The organism is Sphingomonas sp. G-3-2-10, from assembly GCF_012927115.1.
In the GTDB taxonomy this organism is placed as follows: domain Bacteria; phylum Pseudomonadota; class Alphaproteobacteria; order Sphingomonadales; family Sphingomonadaceae; genus Sphingomonas.
Window position 1 is genome coordinate 1210131 of the sequence record NZ_JABBFY010000001.1, and the last position, 18007, is coordinate 1228137.

The 18007-nt window shown below is 64.9% G+C and carries 19 protein-coding genes; 9 read left to right on the forward strand and 10 right to left on the reverse strand.

Annotated features, from left to right (window positions below):
- Positions 1 to 245: 245 nt before the first annotated feature.
- The 3 genes from HHL13_RS06090 to smpB all read right to left on the reverse strand — a co-directional run bounded on the left by HHL13_RS06090 (position 246) and on the right by smpB (position 3460).
- On the reverse strand, positions 246 to 2324 hold the full coding sequence (locus HHL13_RS06090) for a M13 family metallopeptidase (protein ID WP_169556791.1): 2079 nt from the start codon (positions 2322 to 2324) through the stop codon (positions 246 to 248).
- Positions 2325 to 2406: 82 nt separating this feature from the next.
- Positions 2407 to 2952 (reverse strand): DUF2062 domain-containing protein, encoded by a 546-nt coding sequence (locus HHL13_RS06095; RefSeq protein WP_169556792.1) that lies wholly within the window; start codon positions 2950 to 2952, stop codon positions 2407 to 2409.
- A gap of 25 nt (positions 2953 to 2977) precedes the next feature.
- A complete protein-coding gene (gene smpB, locus HHL13_RS06100) occupies positions 2978 to 3460 on the reverse strand; it encodes an SsrA-binding protein SmpB (RefSeq protein ID WP_169556793.1) in 483 nt (160 codons plus the stop codon).
- A 125-nt stretch (positions 3461 to 3585) separates the two neighbouring features.
- Between smpB and HHL13_RS06105 the strand changes: the two genes are divergently transcribed.
- Positions 3586 to 4071 (forward strand): hypothetical protein, encoded by a 486-nt coding sequence (locus tag HHL13_RS06105; RefSeq protein ID WP_169554828.1) that lies wholly within the window; start codon positions 3586 to 3588, stop codon positions 4069 to 4071.
- A 22-nt stretch (positions 4072 to 4093) separates the two neighbouring features.
- On the opposite strand, the gene dapA is transcribed toward HHL13_RS06105, so the two are convergent.
- The gene (gene dapA, locus HHL13_RS06110; RefSeq protein WP_169554829.1) at positions 4094 to 4975 is read right to left on the reverse strand and encodes a 4-hydroxy-tetrahydrodipicolinate synthase; all 882 of its coding nucleotides are present in this window, start codon (positions 4973 to 4975) and stop codon (positions 4094 to 4096) included.
- Between the two features lie 72 nt (positions 4976 to 5047).
- Here dapA and HHL13_RS06115 point away from each other — a divergent pair, with 72 nt between their 5' ends.
- From HHL13_RS06115 to HHL13_RS06145, 7 genes are all read left to right on the forward strand, one after another.
- Complete coding sequence (locus tag HHL13_RS06115; RefSeq protein ID WP_169554830.1) at positions 5048 to 7054, forward strand: lytic transglycosylase domain-containing protein; 2007 nt, start codon at positions 5048 to 5050, stop codon at positions 7052 to 7054.
- A gap of 62 nt (positions 7055 to 7116) precedes the next feature.
- Entirely contained in the window at positions 7117 to 7593 is a 477-nt protein-coding gene (greB, locus tag HHL13_RS06120; protein ID WP_169554831.1) for a transcription elongation factor GreB, read from the forward strand.
- Positions 7594 to 7744: 151 nt separating this feature from the next.
- Positions 7745 to 8026 carry an acylphosphatase gene (locus HHL13_RS06125; protein ID WP_169554832.1) on the forward strand — a complete coding sequence of 94 codons (282 nt, stop codon included), beginning with the start codon at positions 7745 to 7747 and terminating at the stop codon, positions 8024 to 8026.
- A gap of 263 nt (positions 8027 to 8289) precedes the next feature.
- Positions 8290 to 8670, forward strand: coding sequence for a DoxX family protein (locus HHL13_RS06130; protein WP_169554833.1), 381 nt, complete (start codon positions 8290 to 8292; stop codon positions 8668 to 8670).
- An 86-nt stretch (positions 8671 to 8756) separates the two neighbouring features.
- Positions 8757 to 9476 carry an NYN domain-containing protein gene (locus HHL13_RS06135; protein WP_169554834.1) on the forward strand — a complete coding sequence of 240 codons (720 nt, stop codon included), beginning with the start codon at positions 8757 to 8759 and terminating at the stop codon, positions 9474 to 9476.
- Between the two features lie 178 nt (positions 9477 to 9654).
- Entirely contained in the window at positions 9655 to 11067 is a 1413-nt protein-coding gene (putP, locus tag HHL13_RS06140) for a sodium/proline symporter PutP (RefSeq protein WP_169554835.1), read from the forward strand.
- Complete coding sequence (locus HHL13_RS06145; protein ID WP_169554836.1) at positions 11067 to 12683, forward strand: M28 family peptidase; 1617 nt, start codon at positions 11067 to 11069, stop codon at positions 12681 to 12683. The genes putP and HHL13_RS06145 overlap by 1 nt, the downstream gene beginning before the upstream one ends.
- On the opposite strand, the gene HHL13_RS06150 is transcribed toward HHL13_RS06145, so the two are convergent.
- On the reverse strand, positions 12680 to 13123 hold the full coding sequence (locus HHL13_RS06150) for a nucleoside deaminase (RefSeq protein WP_169554837.1): 444 nt from the start codon (positions 13121 to 13123) through the stop codon (positions 12680 to 12682). The genes HHL13_RS06145 and HHL13_RS06150 overlap by 4 nt on opposite strands.
- A 116-nt stretch (positions 13124 to 13239) precedes the next feature.
- Between HHL13_RS06150 and HHL13_RS06155 the strand changes: the two genes are divergently transcribed.
- The gene (locus HHL13_RS06155) at positions 13240 to 13599 is read left to right on the forward strand and encodes a nuclear transport factor 2 family protein (protein ID WP_169554838.1); all 360 of its coding nucleotides are present in this window, start codon (positions 13240 to 13242) and stop codon (positions 13597 to 13599) included.
- Here the strand turns inward: HHL13_RS06155 and HHL13_RS06160 are convergent.
- The 5 genes from HHL13_RS06160 to ettA all read right to left on the reverse strand — a co-directional run bounded on the left by HHL13_RS06160 (position 13596) and on the right by ettA (position 17979).
- Positions 13596 to 14573, reverse strand: a complete 978-nt coding sequence (locus HHL13_RS06160) for a M28 family peptidase (RefSeq protein ID WP_169554839.1) — start codon at positions 14571 to 14573, stop codon at positions 13596 to 13598. The genes HHL13_RS06155 and HHL13_RS06160 overlap by 4 nt on opposite strands.
- Before the next feature lie 41 nt (positions 14574 to 14614).
- Positions 14615 to 15334, reverse strand: coding sequence for a sterol desaturase family protein (locus tag HHL13_RS06165; protein WP_169554840.1), 720 nt, complete (start codon positions 15332 to 15334; stop codon positions 14615 to 14617).
- A 62-nt stretch (positions 15335 to 15396) separates the two neighbouring features.
- Complete coding sequence (locus tag HHL13_RS06170) at positions 15397 to 15843, reverse strand: GNAT family N-acetyltransferase (protein ID WP_169554841.1); 447 nt, start codon at positions 15841 to 15843, stop codon at positions 15397 to 15399.
- Positions 15840 to 16277, reverse strand: a complete 438-nt coding sequence (locus HHL13_RS06175; protein WP_169554842.1) for a ribose-phosphate pyrophosphokinase — start codon at positions 16275 to 16277, stop codon at positions 15840 to 15842. The genes HHL13_RS06170 and HHL13_RS06175 overlap by 4 nt, the downstream gene beginning before the upstream one ends.
- Before the next feature lie 22 nt (positions 16278 to 16299).
- Entirely contained in the window at positions 16300 to 17979 is a 1680-nt protein-coding gene (gene ettA, locus HHL13_RS06180; RefSeq protein ID WP_169554843.1) for an energy-dependent translational throttle protein EttA, read from the reverse strand.
- Positions 17980 to 18007 lie beyond the last annotated feature (28 nt).

Sequence of the window (18007 nt, forward strand, 5' to 3'; positions counted from 1 at the left end):
TGCGTGGAAGCGTTGTCGCGGGTTCGCGCGCCTTCGTCATGAGATGAGGATGAGGATTTTGTGAGCGACGCCCCGGTGCCAAGCACACAATCCCTCTCTCCTTGGGGAGAGGGAGGGAGCCGATACCGTCGGCGGAAGGGTGAGGGTTTGCAAGGTGTGGATCATCGGGCCCCTCACCCGTCCCACTCGCTTCGCAAGCGGGCCCCTTCCCTCTCCCCCCGGTAGGGGAGAGGGAAAGTCGAAGCTTACCAGATCCGGACGCGCTGGTCGGGCTGGAGGAACAGCTTCTGCCCGGCTTCCGGCGCGAACGCCGCGTACCAGGGATCGAGGTTGCGGACGACCGCGGCGCGATATTCGGACGGGCTGTGCGGATCGGTCAGGATGCGCTGGCGCATCGCCGGTTCGCGGAAGTTGCGGCGCCACACCTGCGCCCAGCCGAGATAGAAGCGCTGATCGCCCGAATAGCCACCGATCACCGGCGCGGCCTTGCCGCCCAGCGAGTGACGATAGGCGTCATAGGCGACCGTCAGGCCGGCGAGATCCCCGACATTCTCGCCGAGCGTAAGCGCGCCCTTCACGTGCATCCCCGGCAGCGGCTCGTACAGATCGTACTGCGCCACCAGCGCATCGGTACGCGCCTTGAACGCGGCGACGTCGGCCGGAGTCCACCAGTCGGTGAGCGTGCCAGACGCGTCGTACTTCGCGCCCTGATCGTCGAAGTGATGGCTCAGCTCATGGCCGATCACCGCGCCGATGCCGCCATAGTTCACCGCCGGATCGGCGTTGGGATCGAAGAAGGGCGGCTGGAGGATCGCGGCGGGGAAGACGATCTCGACCATGCCGAAATTGGCATAGGCGTTCACTTCCATCGGGGTCATGCCCCATTCCCAGCGCTGCAGCGGCTTGCCGAGATGGTTCACATTCTCTTCGTGCGCCCAGTTGTTGGCGCGGATCACATTGCCCAGCGCGTCGCCGGAAACGATGTTGAGATCCGAATAGTCGCGCCAGCGATCGGGATAGCCGATCTTGGGCGTGAAGGCGGCCAGCTTGGCATGGGCCTTCACCTTGGTTTCGGGCGACATCCATTCGAGCGCATCGATGCGGCGGCCCATCGCGGCGATGATGTTCTTGATCATCTCGTCCATCACCGCCTTGGTCTCGGGCGGATAATATTTGGCGACATAGATCTTCGAGACTTCATCCTCTAGCGCGCCCGCGGTCCAGTCGGTCGCGCGCTTCCAGCGGGCCTGCTGCTCGGGCGTGCCCGACAGGGTGGTGCCGTAGAAGGAGAAATTCTCCTTGTCGAAGGCATCCGGCAGCACCGCCGAGAAGCGATCGAGGCTGCGGACCAGCAGCTGATCCTTGAGCACCGCGATCGGAGTCGAGCGGATCAGCTTGGCGATGCCGGTGACCGCGCTGGGCTGGGACACCAGCACATAATCGACCTTCGCGCCGATGCCGGTGAAATAGCCGCCGAAGTCGAAGCCCGGCGCCTTCTTCGTCAGTTCCGCGAGCGTCATCTTGTTGTAGGTCTTGGTCGCATCGCGGCTGTCGACACGGGTCCAGTGGACGCGGGCGATCTCGGTCTCATAGGCGAGGATCGCCTTGGCGCGGGCGGCGGCATTGGGCTCGCCGGCCAGCGTCAGCACGTTGGTCAGATGCTTCTCATAGGCGGCGCGATTCGCGACCTGCTTGGCGTCGGCCGAGAGATAATAATCGCGGTCCGGCATGCCGAGACCGCTCTGCGACAGGTTCAGCGCATAGACTTCGGGGTTCTTGTCGTCCTGGCCGACATAGCTGCCAAAGGGGATGCTCACGCCGTTGCGGTCCGCCTGAGCGAGCAGCGCGGCATAGCCGGCCTTGGACTTCAGGCCCTTGACCTGATTGAGCCAGGGCTGGATCGGCGCGAGGCCCTTGCTCTCAATCGTGCCGGTGTCGAGATAGGTCGAGTAAGCGACGCCGATCTTCGAATTGGGATTGGCCTTCACTTCCTCGAGAATGCCCTGGGTACGCTTCTGCGACAGGTCGGCGAGGACAGTGAACATGCCGTAGTTCGACCGGTCCGACGGGATCGGCGTATTCTTCGCCCAGGTGCCATTGGCGTAATTGTAGAAGCTGTCGCCCGGGCTGACGCCCTTGTCCATGCCCGCCTCGTCGAAGCCGAAGGCGCCGAGTTGCGGCGCGGGCTTCGCGGGTTCGGGCGCAGGCGCCGGGGCTTCGACGACCGCAGCCGGCGTCACGGGGACCGGAGCTTCTTTGGTGGCGCAGGAAGCGAGCAACGCCGATCCGGCGAGCATCGTGGTGGCAAGGAGGGCAAAGCGCATCATGATTTCCCCATGAAAATGGATGCGCCGTCTTAGCCAGCTATCACGCCCCGTCAATCAAAGCGATTGCGATATGAAACCATTACAAAAGCGAGGGATTTCGCGCATTTTCCTTGCGCAAAATCTGCCGTTTCTTCCATTTTCGTGCGATCCACCAGCGCCACCCCAGGCGGGTGGCGAAATAGCCGATGACCGTGAGGATCACCGTGACCGTCGAAAGGCCCAGCAGCAGCGCGGGCCCCGCATCGTGGAACAGCCAGTCGAACCAGCCCTGTTCCTTCGCCGTCTGAAGCGCTGCGGGATTGGCGCGCTCGCCCAGCATCTTGCTGCCCAGCCAATAGGCGAAAATCCACAGCGGCGGCGTGGTGAGCGGATTGGTGAAGAAGGTTGTGGCGGCGGCGGCCGGAATGTTCGCGCGCAGCGGCAGCGCGAGTACGGCCGAAGCGGGAATCTGGCCCATCGGCACCATGATGCCCGTCACCATGCCCAGCGCAACGCCGCGGGGGACCGAACGGCGGGTGAAGCGCCACAACGACGAATGGAGCAAGCGGCTGGCCACGGGGCGCAACCAGCGATTGCTCTCGATCGCTTCGCGGGTCGGCACATTCTTGTCGACCCAGCGCTGCATCCGGGTGCGCGGATCGATCTCGTCGTCAACCACGATCGCGCATGATCCGCTGCTGATCGCGCTTCCAGTCCCGTTCCTTGATCGACTCGCGCTTGTCATGCGTCTTCTTGCCCTTGGCGAGCGCGAGTTCGACCTTCGCGCGTCCCCGTCCGTTGAAATAGATGGACAGCGGAACGAGCGTCATCCCCTCCCGCGCCACCGCGCCGTGGAGCTTGTTTATCTCGCGCTCATGAAGGAGCAATTTACGGGGGCGCTTGGCTTCGTGATTATATCGGTTGCCGTGCGAAAATTCCGGGATGTTGGCGTTGATCAGCCAGACGCCGTTTTCGCCCACCTCGGCATAGCTTTCTGCGATCGATCCCTCGCCGAAACGGAGCGATTTCACTTCGGTGCCCGTCAGGGCGATGCCCGCCTCGTAAACGGTCTCGATGAAATAATCGTACCGCGCGCGCCGGTTCTCGGCGACGGTCTTCACTTTCTCGAATTTGGGGGGAAGCGGACGGGACATGATCCGGGCGATGTAGGGACGCGGGCGATAAAGGGAAAGCCCGATCGTCTCGATCGCTTGACCGGCGCAACCGGCCATATGATCATTCCGTCGCCGTGCGTGGGGCGCGGCAAGGGGGATGGACCATGCTGCGTATCTTGCTGCCGTCGCTGATCGCGATCCTTTTCGTGTTGCCGGGCCAGGCCTCGGCCCAGGTCGTGACGAAATTCGCCAATGAATGGCTCGTCTATCCGACCAGCACCTGCAAGGTCGTGGTCAATGTGGGTGCGGTCTATGGTTTTGTCGGCAGCGAAGTCACGAAGGTGACCTGGTCCGGCAAATGCGGCAAGGACGGGCTCGCCGAAGGCGAAGGCGAGATGGGCATCTATTACACGCAGGACGGCGAAACGCTCTACGCCGATCACTTCGGAAGCTTCGTGGGCGGGCTGATGCAGGGCCCGTGGAAGTTCGCGACCTGGAACCGGAATGGAGACGATCTCTCCGGTTCCGGCATCTACAACTACCTGTCGTATCGCGACGGCTGCATGGTCAAGTTCGAACGGACCGAAATCCGCTCGCCCTGCCGGATGATCACCGGACGGGCCACGGCCACCAACGCGCGGGTAAAATGACCGCGCGGGGTTTGCGGGGACGTCAGATCAGCCCCGCAAACGCCAACGCCGCATCCACCGCTGCCTGGCTCGCTTCGCCGGCGGGCGTCATCGGCAGGCGGAGTTCGGTCGGGAAGCCCGGGCGGACCTTGCCCAGCGCGTACTTGACCGGCCCCGGCGAGGCATCGGTGAACATCGCGACGTGGAGCGGGAACAGGCGATCCTGATAGTCCAGCGCCTTCGTGTAATCGCCGGCGGCCAGCGCCGCCTGGAATTCGGCGCACAGGCGCGGCGCGACGTTCGCGGTGACCGAGATGCACCCCACCCCGCCCATCGCGTTGAACGCCAGCGCGGTCTCATCATTGCCCGATAGCTGGATGAAGTCCGCGCCGCAGGCCGCGCGCTGTTCGCTGACGCGGGTCAGATTGCCGGTGGCGTCCTTCACTGCGGGAAACTTGCCCGGGAACGCCTTGACCAGCCGGCCCATCGTCGCGGGCTGGATGTCGGTCACGGTGCGGCCGGGCACATTGTAGAGCATGATCGGCAGCGCGCATTCCGCCACGACTGCCTCGAAATGGCGGAAGATGCCTTCCTGGCTCGGGCGGTTGTAATAAGGCGGGACCATCAGCACGGCATCGGCGCCGGCCGCCGCTGCAGCCTTCACATTGGCGATCGCGACGGCGGTATCGTTCGAACCCGCCCCGGCGATGACGGGCACCCTGCCCTTCGTCTGGTCGACGCAGACGCGGACGACCTCGAAATGCTCGTCCTTCGGCATCGTCGCGGACTCGCCCGTGGTGCCGCAGGGCACCAGCCCGGTGGAGCCTTCGCTAATCTGCCATTCAACCAGATCGCGATAGGCTGCTTCGTCGAAACTGCCGTTACGGAACGGCGTGACGAGCGCGGGAATGGAGCCCGAAAACATGGTCCCGGAAAAGTCCTTAATTCGAGAAATCAGGGGCTGGCCAATAGGCCTCGATTCCGTATCATGTCCAGTATGCTTGCTCCCGTGACCAAGAGCGCGCTGTTGCTCGTCGGCGTTGCCGGCCTCGCCGCCTCCTCGCAGATGGCGCAGGGCCAGATGGAATGGTATCGCACCGCGATCGAAAGCGGCGTGCCGAAAACCGCGCCACCCTATATCCAGGACAGCCGGCTGGCTCCCGTTCTCGACGAATGGCGGCGGCTGCAGCAATCCGACAATTGGCCGTTCGCGGACTATGCCAATTTCCTGATCGCGCATCCCGGCTGGCCCGGCGAAACGAGCCGCCGCGCCGCCGCCGAGACGGTGCTGGCGAACGGCAGCGACGCGCCGGGGCTGATCACGCGCTTCTTCGAACGCTTCCCGCCGCTGACCGCCGCGGGCAAGCTGCGCTATGCCGAAGCGCTGCTGGCGTCGGGCCGGCGCGGCGAAGCCGAGGAGCAGGCGCGGCAAGCCTGGCGCAAGGGATCGATGCGTCCGGTGGACGAAACCGCGCTGCTGGCGACCTTCCCCGGCGCGCTGACCGCCGACGATCATGACGTTCGCGCGGACCTGCTGATCTGGAACGGATCGACCACTGCCGCGTCGCGGCTGCTGGGACTGGTCCCGCAGCGCAAGCGCGCGCTGTACGACGCGCGGATCGCCTATCGCACCAATGCGCCCGACGCGGCCGACAAGGGCGCCGCGGTCGATGCCGCCGGGCGGAGCGACGCCGGGTACATCGCCGATCGCGCGACCTGGCTGCGCGCCAGCAATCAGGGCATGGCTGCCCGCGCCTATCTCGGCCAGCCCCGGCGGCTTTCGGCGCGGCCGGGCAATGTCGAGAAATGGTACGAGGTGCTGCTGACTGCCGCGCGCGGGGCGCAGGCCGACGGCCAGTATGATCTCGCCTATCGCATCGCGAGCCAGGTGGACGACGCCTATCCGGCGGGCACCGACGTGAGCGACCGGCCGCTTGGCGAACGCGACGATTATACCAGCCTCACCTGGCTGGCCGGCACGGTCGCCTTCTACAATCTGAACCGGCCTTCCGACGCGATCGGCATGTTCGATCGCTACGGGCACGGATCGAAGACGCCGCAGACCAACTCGAAGGGGCTCTATTGGGCCGGGCGCGCCGCCGAAGCCGCCGGGCAGGATGCCGCCGCGTCGGTCTTCTACGACAAGGCTGCCGGCTTCCCCGACCTGTTCTACGGCCAGCTCGCGCTCGAGCGGACCGGCCGCCCGCTCAAGGCGCCGCCGAGTTTCGTGGGGCGCGTCAGCGACGCAGCGGTGCGCGACGCCTTCTACAAGCGCGAGACAGTGCGCGCGGCGCAGCTGCTCGGCACGCTCAACCGCTATGACGAGCAGGGCCTGTTCATCCGCCAGATCGCAAGCGACGCGACCAGCGATACCGACCATCTGCTCGCCGCCGAACTGAGCCGCGCGATCGGCCGGCCGGATCTGGGCGTGATGGTGGGCCGCAGCGCGCTGCAGAACGGCCTGTCGGACTATACCGCCGCAGGCTACCCCTCGGTCCGCGTGCCCGAGGCGCAGCAGGATTACTGGACGATCATCCACGCCATCGCCCGGCAGGAAAGCCAGTTCGATCGCGCCGCGGTGAGCCATGCCGGCGCGCGCGGGCTGATGCAGCTGATGCCGGGAACCGCGCGCGAGACCGCAGGCAAGATCGGCCTGGGGTATAATCGCGACGCGCTGACGGTGGATACCGACTACAACATCCAGCTGGGATCGACCTATTTCAAGCGGATGCACGCCCAATATGGCAGCTATCCGCTGGCGGTGGCGGCCTATAACGCCGGGCCCGGGAACGTGAACAAGTGGATCCGCGCCAATGGCGATCCGCGCCTGCCGGGCGGCGACATCGTCCGCTGGGTCGAGCAGATCCCGATCTTCGAGACCAAGAATTACGTCCAGCGCGTGCTGGAAAACGCCGTGGTCTATGACCTGCTCAACCCGCAGCGCGCGCGCAGCCAGGGCCCCTCGAACCTGAGCTGGTATCTGGGCAAGAACCGGCCGGGTTGAGGCAATATTCTATCGTCACCGGCCGGGGTGACGGGGTGTTTGTGGCACGGTAGGGTCAGCCGATGGACCGCCCCAATTACATTACCCCTGCCGGCTATTCCGCGCTCAAGGCCGAATACGACTCCCTCTTCGCGGGCGAGCGGCCCAAGCTGGTCGAGACGATCAGCTGGGCGGCGGGCAATGGCGATCGTTCGGAGAATGGCGACTATATCTATGGCCGCAAACGCCTGCGCGAGATCGACCGGCGGCTGGGCTGGCTGGCGAAGCGGATGAAGGCGGCGAAGGTGGTCGATCCGGCGAAGCAGGAGGATCGCAACCGCGTGTTCTTCGGCGCGACGGTGACGATCGCCGACGAGGACGACAATCACCGCACGCTGACGCTGGTGGGCGACGACGAAGCCGATGCCGGCGCGGGCCGGGTCGGCTGGAACTCGCCGCTGGCGCGGGCCCTGCGCGGTGCGGCGGTGGGCGACCTGCGCCGGGTGATGCTGCCCGCGGGCGAGCGCGAATATGAAGTGATGGCGGTCAGCTACCCCTAACGGATCATACCCTCAGACGCGAAAAAGCGCCGGAAAATGGCGAGCTTGCGGTGAATCGCGACGTAACCCCGGCTCGTTCCCTGCTCCTTCGTGCTAACCTGACCCGGCCGGCAACCATTCCGGCGGGTGAGTGAGTGAGAGTGAGGGGAAGATGGCGACACAGCGTATTATCGTGTCGGGGCGTGTGCAGGCAGTCAGTTATCGCGACTGGACCGTTCGCACCGCCAAGAAGTTCGGCCTGACCGGCTGGGTGCGAAACCTGAGCGACGGCCGGGTCGAGATTCTCGCCGAAGGGGAGGAAGAAGCGATCGGGCGACTGATCGAGGCCTGCCATCAGGGCCCGCCGCTGGCGAGGGTCGATCATGTCTCGGCGACGGCGGATACCGACAAGGCCGGAAAGGGCTTCACGAAACGGTTTACCGCGAACGTCTGACGGATTCACCTATCCCGCCTTCGCGGGAGAGGCAGCGAGACTTGGCAGCTTGCTGCCTTGGTCGCAGCGGTGAGGGTCTTCTGCTTCGGTCCGGGTTACAGAGAAGAAAGAAGAAGGCCCTCACCCCAACCCTCTCCCGCGAAGGCGGGAGCGGGAGAAGAAGGCAGGCGCGGCCCGACGAAACCCTGGGTTTCCGATGGTATGATTGACCGTCCCTTCCCCCTGTGAGACGTTTCGGCTTCGTCACAGAGGGAGGAGTTCCAATGCCTATTCCCGCAACCTGGTCCGGCTGGCTGCTCAGCGTGCTCCGCATCGTCTCGGGGCTCGCCTTCATGCAGCATGGCACGTCGAAACTGCTCGGCTTTCCGCCCTTTCCCATGCCGCTCAACCCGCTGCTGACGGGTGCGGGCGTGATCGAGCTGGTGGGCGGCGCGCTGATCGTGATCGGCCTGTTCACGCGTCCGGTGGCGTTCATCGCTTCGGGCATGTCGGCCGTGGGCTATTTCATCGCCCATGCGCCCAAGGATTTCATGCCGATCAACAATGGCGGCGAGACCATCCTGCTCTACTGCTTCATCTTCCTCTACCTCGCGGCCGCCGGCGGCGGGACGCTGAGCGTGGATGCGAAACTCGGCAAAGCCTGATTGACCTTGCCCCGGGCGCTTTCCCCGCGTTAGCGAGGGGTTAGCGCCCGGCGGTTCTCGTCCCGGCGCCCCGGGAGAGCGTTTCGATGGCGGCAGCCCCACCGGTAACGGGCAACATCGCGCTGCTGATCGACGCGGACAATGCGTCGCCCGCATCGCTCGATCCGGTGCTGACCGTCCTTGCCGAGCTGGGCACCGTCAACATCCGCCGAATCTATGGCAACTGGAAAAAGCCCGCGCTCAAGACCTGGGCCGACAAGACGCTGACCCACGGCATCGAACCCTATCAGCAGTTCGACCTGACCAAGGGCAAGAACGCCACCGACATGAAGATGACGATCGACGCGATGGACCTGCTGTTCGGCGGGCGCGTCACCGGCTTCGGCATCATGTCCTCCGATTCCGACTTTACGCCGCTGGCGATGCGCATCCGCCAGGAAGGCATCCCGGTCTATGGCTTCGGTACGATGAAGACGCCGGAGGGCTTTCGCGAAGCCTGTACCCGGTTCATCGATGTCGCCGCGCTCACCAGGGCGCACGAGGCGGAACAGTCCGCACCGCCGGTCAAGGCCGAGAATGGCGTCGACGCCGGGATGCTGGCGCTGCTGATCGACGCCTACAACGCCGCGAAGCGCGACGAGCGCGGCTTTGCCGCCCTGTCCGAGATCGGATCGCTCGCGGGCAACCGGTCGAGCTTCGACGTGCGCAATTATGGCTTCAAGCGTCTGTCGGACCTGATGAACAAGGTGCCGAATTTCCAGTCCGAGCTGCGCGACGGGCGGATGTTCGTGAAGCGGATCAATTGAGACCAATTCATCGCCTTGCCCTTTCGTCGCCCCGGCCTTGCGCCGGGGGCCACTGTACCACACGCGGTGAACAGGCGGGGCGTGTGGTGACGCTGAAGCGAGAGGCGAAAAGACATCACCGGACTGCCCGGTGGACCCCGGCACAAGGCCGGGGTGACGATGTAGGGGGAGCGGGCCAATGGAAACCGGAGTGATCATCAGCCTTGGCGTGTATTTCACGCTGATGCTGGGCATCGGCATCTATGCGTGGCGCAAATCGACCAGCGATATCGACGGCTATATGCTCGGCGGGAGATCGCTCGGGCCGGCGGTGACTGCGCTCGCAGCGGGCGCATCGGACATGTCGGGCTGGCTGATGATGGGCCTGCCCGGCGCGCTCTACGCCACCGGCTTCTCGGCCGGATGGATCGCGGTCGGCCTGGTCGTCGGCGCGCTGCTCAACTGGATCATCGTTGCCCCGCGGCTGCGCACTCGAACCGTCGAGGTGGGCGACGCCCTCACCATCCCCGATTATCTAGGCAAGCGCTGGGCCAATGGCGACGGCCTGCGCCTGGTCTCGTCCACGGTGATCATCCTGTTCTTCGCCATCTACACCGCCAGCGGCATGGTGGCGGGCGGCAAGCTGTTCGAGAGCGCGTTCGGACAGGGCTATGCGACCGGCCTGTTCATTACCGCCGCGGTCGTGGTGGTCTATACGATGTTCGGCGGCTTCCTGGCGGTGAGCCTCACCGATTTCGTGCAGGGCTGCATCATGTTCGTCGCGATGGTGCTGGTGCCGGTGATCGCGATCAGCGAAGTCGGCGGCCTGGGCGCCGCGACCGACGCGATCCGATCGGCCGATCCCGCGCGGCTCGACTGGTTCGCGGGAACCAGCGTGCTGGGGATCATCTCGGCCGCCGCATGGGGGCTCGGCTATTTCGGCCAGCCGCACATCATCGTCCGCTTCATGGCGATCCGCGACGTGAAGGAAATGCCGATCGCGCGGAACATCTGCATGGTGTGGATGACCGTGGCGCTGATCGGCGCGATCGGCGTGGGGATGAGCGGCTTCGCCTATTCGACGATCAAGGGCGTCCCGATCGACGATGGCGAGAAGGTGTTCATCATCCTCTCGCACCTGTTGTTCCATCCGCTGATCACCGGCTTCCTCTATGCCGCGATCCTCGCGGCGATCATGTCGACCATCGCGGCACAGCTGCTCGTCACCTCTTCGTCGCTGACCGAGGATTATTACCGCCGCTTCGTGCGGCGCGACGCGAGCCAGCGCGAGTTGGTGACCGTCGGGCGGCTTTCGGTGCTGGCAGTGGCTTTGGTCGCGCTGGCGCTGGCATGGGATCCGGGATCGTCGGTGCTCGGGCTGGTGTCGAACGCATGGGCCGGGTTCGGCGCAGCGTTCGGGCCGGTGATCATCCTGAGCCTGACCTGGGAGCGCATGACCCGCAACGGCGCGATGGCCGGAATGGTCGTCGGCGCGGGCGTGGTGATCGCATGGATCCAGCTTGGCTGGAGCGCAAGCCTGTACGAGATCGTGCCCGGCTTTATCGCAGCGTGGATCGCGATCGTCGCCATGAGTTTGCTGGAGCGTAAGTGATGCGTTTATTTGCCCTGTCTCTTCCCCTTCTCCTGCTGGCGGCGGCCAGCGCGCCGGAGCGCAAGACCGATCCGGCGCGCCTGTCCGAGATGGTGAAGACCCTCGCCTCGCCCGAGTTCGAAGGCCGCGGGCCGGGGACGCCGGGCGAGGAGAAGACGGTCGCGTATCTGGTCGATCGCTTCAAGGCGCTGGGGCTGGAACCGGGCGGCGACAACGGCACCTTCGTCCAGCGCGTGCCGATGGTGCATACGAAGATCACCGGCGGAACGATGGCGTTCGGCGGTGAAACCGTCGAGCAGGGCAAGGCGATCAGCGTCACCACGGTGGGCGCGAAGGAGAGGATCGCGGTCAATGCGCCGACGGTATTCGTCGGCTATGGCGTCCATGCGCCCGAGGCGGGCTGGGACGATTTCAAGGGCGTCGACCTGAAGGGCAAGGTCGCGGTCTTCCTCATCAACGACCCCGACTTCGAAGCGCTCGACGGCGAGGATGCCAAGGGCAAGTTCGGCGATCGCCGGATGACCTATTATGGCCGCTGGACCTACAAGTTCGACGAAGCGGCGAAGCGCGGCGCGGTGGCTGCGCTGATCGTCCACGATAGCGCCGGGGTCGGCTATGGCTGGTCGACGGTCACCGCCAACAATGGCGAGAATTACGACATCGTCCGCGCCGCGGGCGACAGCAAGATCCCGCTCCAGGGCTGGATCGCCAACGAAGCGTCGGACGGACTGTTCGCTCGCGCCAGGCTCGACCTGAAGGCGCTGCGGGTACAGGCGCGCTCGGCGAGCTTCCGCCCGGTCGAGATGAAGGGCGTGAACTTCACCGCCAATCTGAACGTCAGCGTCGAGCGGATCCAGACTGCCAATGTGATCGCGAAGATCAGCGGCAGCCTGTATCCCAAAGAGACGGTGATGTTCGGCGCGCATTGGGACGCCTATGGCAAGGCGGCGGACGGCACGATCCGGCCGGGCGCGAACGACGATGCGCTGGGCACGGCCGGCGTGCTGGAACTGGCGCGACTGTTCAAGGCCGCCAAGCCGCCCGAACGCACGATGGTGTTCGCGCTGTGGACCGGCGAGGAACGCGGGCTGCTCGGCTCCGAATATTATGGCAGCCACCCGCTCTATCCGCTGGAAAAGACCGTCGCGAACCTGACGCTCGACATCCTCAACACCGGCGGCTTTTCGAAGAATGTCGTGCTGGTGGGCAACGGCAATTCGACGCTGGACCATCTGCTGACCGATGCGGCGAAGCTGCAGGAGCGCGTGGTGACGCCGGAGACCTTTTCCGAGCGCGGCCTGTTTTTCCGCGCCGATCATTTCTCGGTCGCGCGGCGCGGCGTGCCGTCGCTGCTGATCATGCAGCTGGGCGGCGCGCCCGACCTGCGCGAGGGCGGGACGACCGCGGGTCAGGCATGGCTCGACGGCTATATGAAATGCTATCATCAGGCCTGCGACGCGTGGGACCCGAAGTGGAACTTCGCGGCGGCGGCGCAGGATGTCGATCTGTTCCTGGACATGGGCGAGCAACTCGCCAATTCGCGCGAATGGCCGCGCTGGCGGGCGGGGTTCGAGTTCGAGAATATCCGCGAAGCGAGCGCGGCGGCGCGGCGCTAGTCCTCGGCGATATCCTCGTTCCACAGCGCCGGCTTCTCGGCGATGAAGCGCTGCATCAGGTCGATGCAGCGCGCGTCGTTCACGATCTCGACCGTGACGCCGTGGCTGCGCAGAAAGTCCTCGTTTCCGCCGAACGTCGTGTTCTCCGCGATCACGACGTGCGGAATCTTGAACTGCACGATCGTCCCCGCGCACATCATGCACGGGCTGAGCGAAGTGTAGAGCGTCGTCCCGGCATAGCTGGCCTGACGCCCCGCATTGCGCAGCGCGTCCATTTCGCCATGCGCGATCGGATCGCCCTTCTGGACGCGTTGATTATGCCCCTCCCCCAATATTTCGGACCCGCGCGCGAGGACCGAACCGATCGGGCAACCACCCTCGTCATACGACTTTCGGGCGAGCTCATAGGCGCGGGTGACGAGGGCTGGATCATGGGTCATGCGGCGATGCTAGAGGCGTAGCCGACCAGCGGCAATCGCACCTTCCTTCATGTTACGGAAGGCTCGACAAGCCCCGGTAATGGCTGCACCTTCCGCCGCAACCAAGGGAGGATTCCATGCCGTTGATGCTCAGCCTGCTCGCCGTGACCGCAACGTGCGTTCCCTCGGCCAACCCCGACAACACCAATTCGCAGGTGGTCGAGAAGTTCTTCACCGCGCTGAACGCTGCCGATCAGGAGGGCATGGGCAGCTATCTCAAGCCCGGCGCGATGTTCGTGATCGGACCTGGGGACCAGCTTGAGCTGGCGGGGTTCCTCGGCAGCCTGTCGCCCGGCGCTCGGATCGATGTCAGCAATGTGAAGTCGGCCGAGGGCAACAGCGTCACGCTGGATTTCAAGAGCAGTGAAGGCAACGCCGGGCAGGCGACGGTGAAGCTGGAAGGCGGCTGCATCACCCAGCTTGCCGCGGCGCACTAACTCGCGGGACGCCATCTGCGGATCACCTGCTCCAGGCCGGTGACCACACGCGCCAGCCGGTCGTAATCCAGCTTGTCGGGCGTGTCCTTCACGCCGTGATAGTGCGGGTAGCGGAACGGCGCGGTGTCGGTGATCATCAGCGCGGGGAAGCCCGCCTGTTCGAACGCCCAGTGATCGGACCAGTCGATCCCCTGCACGAATGCCGGTGCGGTGCCGCCGACGCTGGGGAAGTGCGCAACCTCGCGGAACGACGCAACGGTGCGGCGCACCAGCGGGCGTGACGAGACGGTGCCGACAAAGGCGATGAAATTGCCCGTGTCCGGATAGAGCAGGCTCAGCGGGAACGGATAGCGCTGGCTGCCCGGCGTATCGCGGAAATAGCCCATCGTTTCGAGCGAGAGCATCGCGTCGACGCGCTCGCCGCTGGCCTTCAGCCGGCGGGCATAGACGAGGCTGCCCATCATCTCGGTCTGGAAGAAGGGCGGCTCCTCGTTGACGAAAAAGGCCAGCCGGATGCGCACCGGCGCCTTGCCGCGCAGATCGGCGACGCGGCGGGCCAACTCCAATGTGGCGGCGGTGCCGCTGCCATTGTCGTTCGCGCCGGGCGCGGTGAAGGCGCTGTCGTAGTGGGCGCCGATCACCAGCGTGGGAGCGGACTTGTCGGCGGGCTCGATCACCACGTCGAGATTGCGCGCGCGGCCCTCGTCGAAGGGCTGGCGGTTGACGGTATAGCCCATGCCCGCAAGCGTGGTTTCGAGATAGCCGGCGGCTTCCTCCAGCGCTTCGGGATGACCGAGATTATGCGGCCTGGCCGCGATCGTCTCGACATGGCCGCGCAGGTGCCGGGCAAGATCGCGCTCGGCACCGGTGAGGGCAGGTAGCGGCCCGGACCAGCTCTTGCCGGGCACCGCCGTCATCCACAGGGTGGCAAGCACCGGCGCCGCGAAGATCGCCAGCACCAGCGCGAGCGGCATCAGCTTCGCGCGGCGCTCGGCGATCCAGACGAGGACGGCGTTCAGCTGATCTTCCGGAACACCAGCATCTCGCCGATCTGATGCGTCGATCCGGGATGAAAGCCATTCTCGCCGTCCCACTCGCGCGGGTTGCGGAAGGTGCCGAAGATCATGTCCGGCAGCGGAATATCGCCGTAATTATAGGCGTGCACGCCGCGCTGGTGATGGATCATGTGGCTTTCCGGACGCTGGACGAAATAGCCGAGCCAGTGCGGCGTGCGGACGTTCACATGCTGGAACATGCCGGGGATGCTGGTCAAGATCGCGACGATCAGCGTCGCCTCGGGCGTCATCCCGAAGATGCCGACCAGACAGGCCGAGCCGAGCAGCGCCCAGCCCAGCATGTCCACGGGATGGAAATAATAGGCGCCCCAGATATCCACCCGTTCGGCTGCATGGTGCATCTGGTGCGTGACGCGCCACAGCGGATCCCAGCTGTGCATCAGCCGGTGCCAGAAATAGATGCCGAATTCGAGGATCAGGAAGCCGGTGACGATCTGCGCCCAGAAGGGCAGCTTGGATCCGTCGATCAACTGGTTCGCGCCGAACCAGCTGTCCCACAGGAACGGCGCATAGGTGGCGATGGTGAAATAGAGGATGAAGGAAATCACCCCCATCACCCGCCAGTAGCGCACGTCCGGAAACTGCGTCCGGCGGCCGAAATGGTCCGCCGCGACAAAGGCGACGAACAGACCGATCACGATATAATGATAGATGTTCATGCGTGCCCCCCTGAAGCCTGCACAGGGATGTGGGTTAACATGAATCAAGGGAACCTGCCAGTTCAAGCAAGCGCTTTGCGGAGCGTCACCACCGGGATGCCGCGCGCATCGACTTCATGGCCGCAGACATGGAAGCCGTGACGCAGGTTCGCGATCAGCATCGCATTGTTGGCGGCGCGGGTGCGGGTTTCGACATGGGTGTACCCGTCCGCCAGCGCAGCCTCATGCTGGCGCAGCATCAGCGCCGCGGCGACACCCCGCCCCCGCACGCGCGGATGCACTCCGCCCAGCCACGAATAGAGCAACGACGCCCCGCGCCGATAGGCGAGCTTGAACCCCACCCAGCCCTCGCCATCCTCCGCGATCCATAGCATCGGATCGACGAGTTCGGGCAGGCGGGAGGTGAGATAGGCGTCGTCCGCATCCTCGAAGATGGCGCGGTATAGGGTAAGAAGCGGCTCGACGACGGTCTCGATCGGTTCGACCCAGCGATAACAGGTGATGCTCATGCCCGCTCCGCCCAAAAGTCGAACACCGTTTCCTGCAACCGCTTCACAAGCTTCGCGGCTTCCGGTCCGGTCCACTCGCCGTCATAGCCATAAGCCTCGCGCGCGCCATTCCACCAGCCCTGCCCGGGCAGGCGGTCGCTCTCGCGGACGACCAGCACCGCGAGGCCGGGTTCGCCCGCCGCAGCGCCGGCTTCGTCGATCTTGTCGAGGGTCTTGCAGAATCCCCGCATCTTGGGGCGAGTGAAGCGCAGGCCCAGTCCGCCCAGCGCCTCGGAATAGCTGATCACCCGCCGCTCGCGCGCCGCCGCGATCAGCATCGCGCGAACGCGCCGCACATCGGCGATGGCGGACGCGCCATTGTCGTCAGGAACCAACCCCTCGGCGACCAGCCACTGGTCGAGCGTTTCGCCGAAGCCGGGCACCTTGCGAGCCATTACGCAGGCGCCCGGTTCGTCATCAGCGGGTCAGCTTCTTGTACGACAGCGCCGTAGGACGATCCGCTGCATCGCCCAGACGGCGCCGCTTGTCTTCCTCATACGCCTCGAAGTTCCCCTCGAACCATTCGACGTGCGAATTGCCTTCGAACGCCAGGATGTGCGTCGCGAGACGATCGAGGAAGAAGCGGTCGTGGCTGATGACCACGGCGCAGCCTGCGAAATTCTCGATCGCTTCTTCCAGCGCGCCCAGCGTTTCCACGTCGAGATCGTTGGTCGGTTCGTCGAGAAGCAGCACGTTGCCGCCGCGCTTGAGCATCTTGGCGATGTTCACGCGGTTGCGCTCACCGCCCGAGAGCTTGCCGACATTCTTCTGCTGGTCGGCGCCCTTGAAGTTGAACGCGCCGACATAGGCGCGGGTCGAGGCGTCGTGGCCGTTGACCTTCATGTAATCGAGGCCGTCCGAGATTTCCTCCCAGACATTCTTCGACGGATCGAGATGGTCGCGGCTCTGGTCGACATAGCCCAGACGCACGGTCGAACCCATTTCGATCGTGCCGGTATCCGGCGTTTCCTGACCGGTGATCATCTTGAACAGGGTCGACTTACCGGCGCCGTTCGGACCGATCACGCCGACGATGCCGCCGGCGGGTAGGGTGAACGAGAGATTCTCGAACAACAGCTTGTCGCCATAGGCCTTCGAGATGTTCTCGACCTCGATCACCTTGCCGCCCAGACGCTCGGGCACCTGGATGACGATCTGGGCCTTACCGGGCGCGCGGTTCTTCTGCTGCTCGACCAGCTGGTCGAACTTGGCGATACGCGCCTTGGACTTGGTCTGGCGGCCCTTCGGCCCCTGACGGATCCACTCCAGTTCGTCCTTGATAGCCTTGGCGCGGCCGGACTCTTCGCGATCCTCCTGCTCCAGACGCTTGGCTTTCTTCTCCAGATAGGTGGAGTAATTGCCTTCGTAGGGGAAATACTTGCCGCGATCGATTTCGAGGATCCAGCCGACGACATTGTCGAGGAAGTAGCGGTCGTGGGTGATCATCAGCACCGCGCCGGCATATTCCTTGAGATGATTTTCCAGCCATTCAACGCTTTCGGCGTCGAGATGGTTGGTCGGTTCGTCGAGCAGCAGGATCGACGGCTTCTGGATCAGCAGGCGGGTGAGCGCGACGCGGCGGCGTTCACCGCCCGAGAGATTCTCGACCGGCCAGTCGCCCGGCGGGCAGCGCAGTGCTTCCATCGCGATCTCGAGCTGATTGTCGAGGCTCCAGCCGTCGACTGCGTCGATCTTGGTCTGGAGCTCGCCCATCTCCTCCATCAGCGCGTCGAAATCGGTGTCGTCCTTCGGATCGCCCATCTCGGCCGAAATCGCGTTGAAGCGATCGACCAGATCGGCGGTCTCGCGCGCGCCTTCCTTGACGTTTTCCAGCACGGTCTTGGTCGGATCGAGCTGCGGCTCCTGCTCCAGATAGCCGACGGTGATGTACTCGCCCGGCCATGCCTCGCCAGTGAAATCCTTGTCCACGCCGGCCATGATCTTCATCAGGGTCGACTTGCCGGCGCCGTTGGGGCCGACGATGCCGATCTTGGCACCCTGATAGAACTGGATGTTGATGTTGCTCAGCACCGGCTTGGGCGCGCCGGGGAAGGTCTTGGTCATATCCTTCATGACGAAGGCGTATTGAGCGGCCACGGGAAGCTCCGTTGTACGAAAATGGACT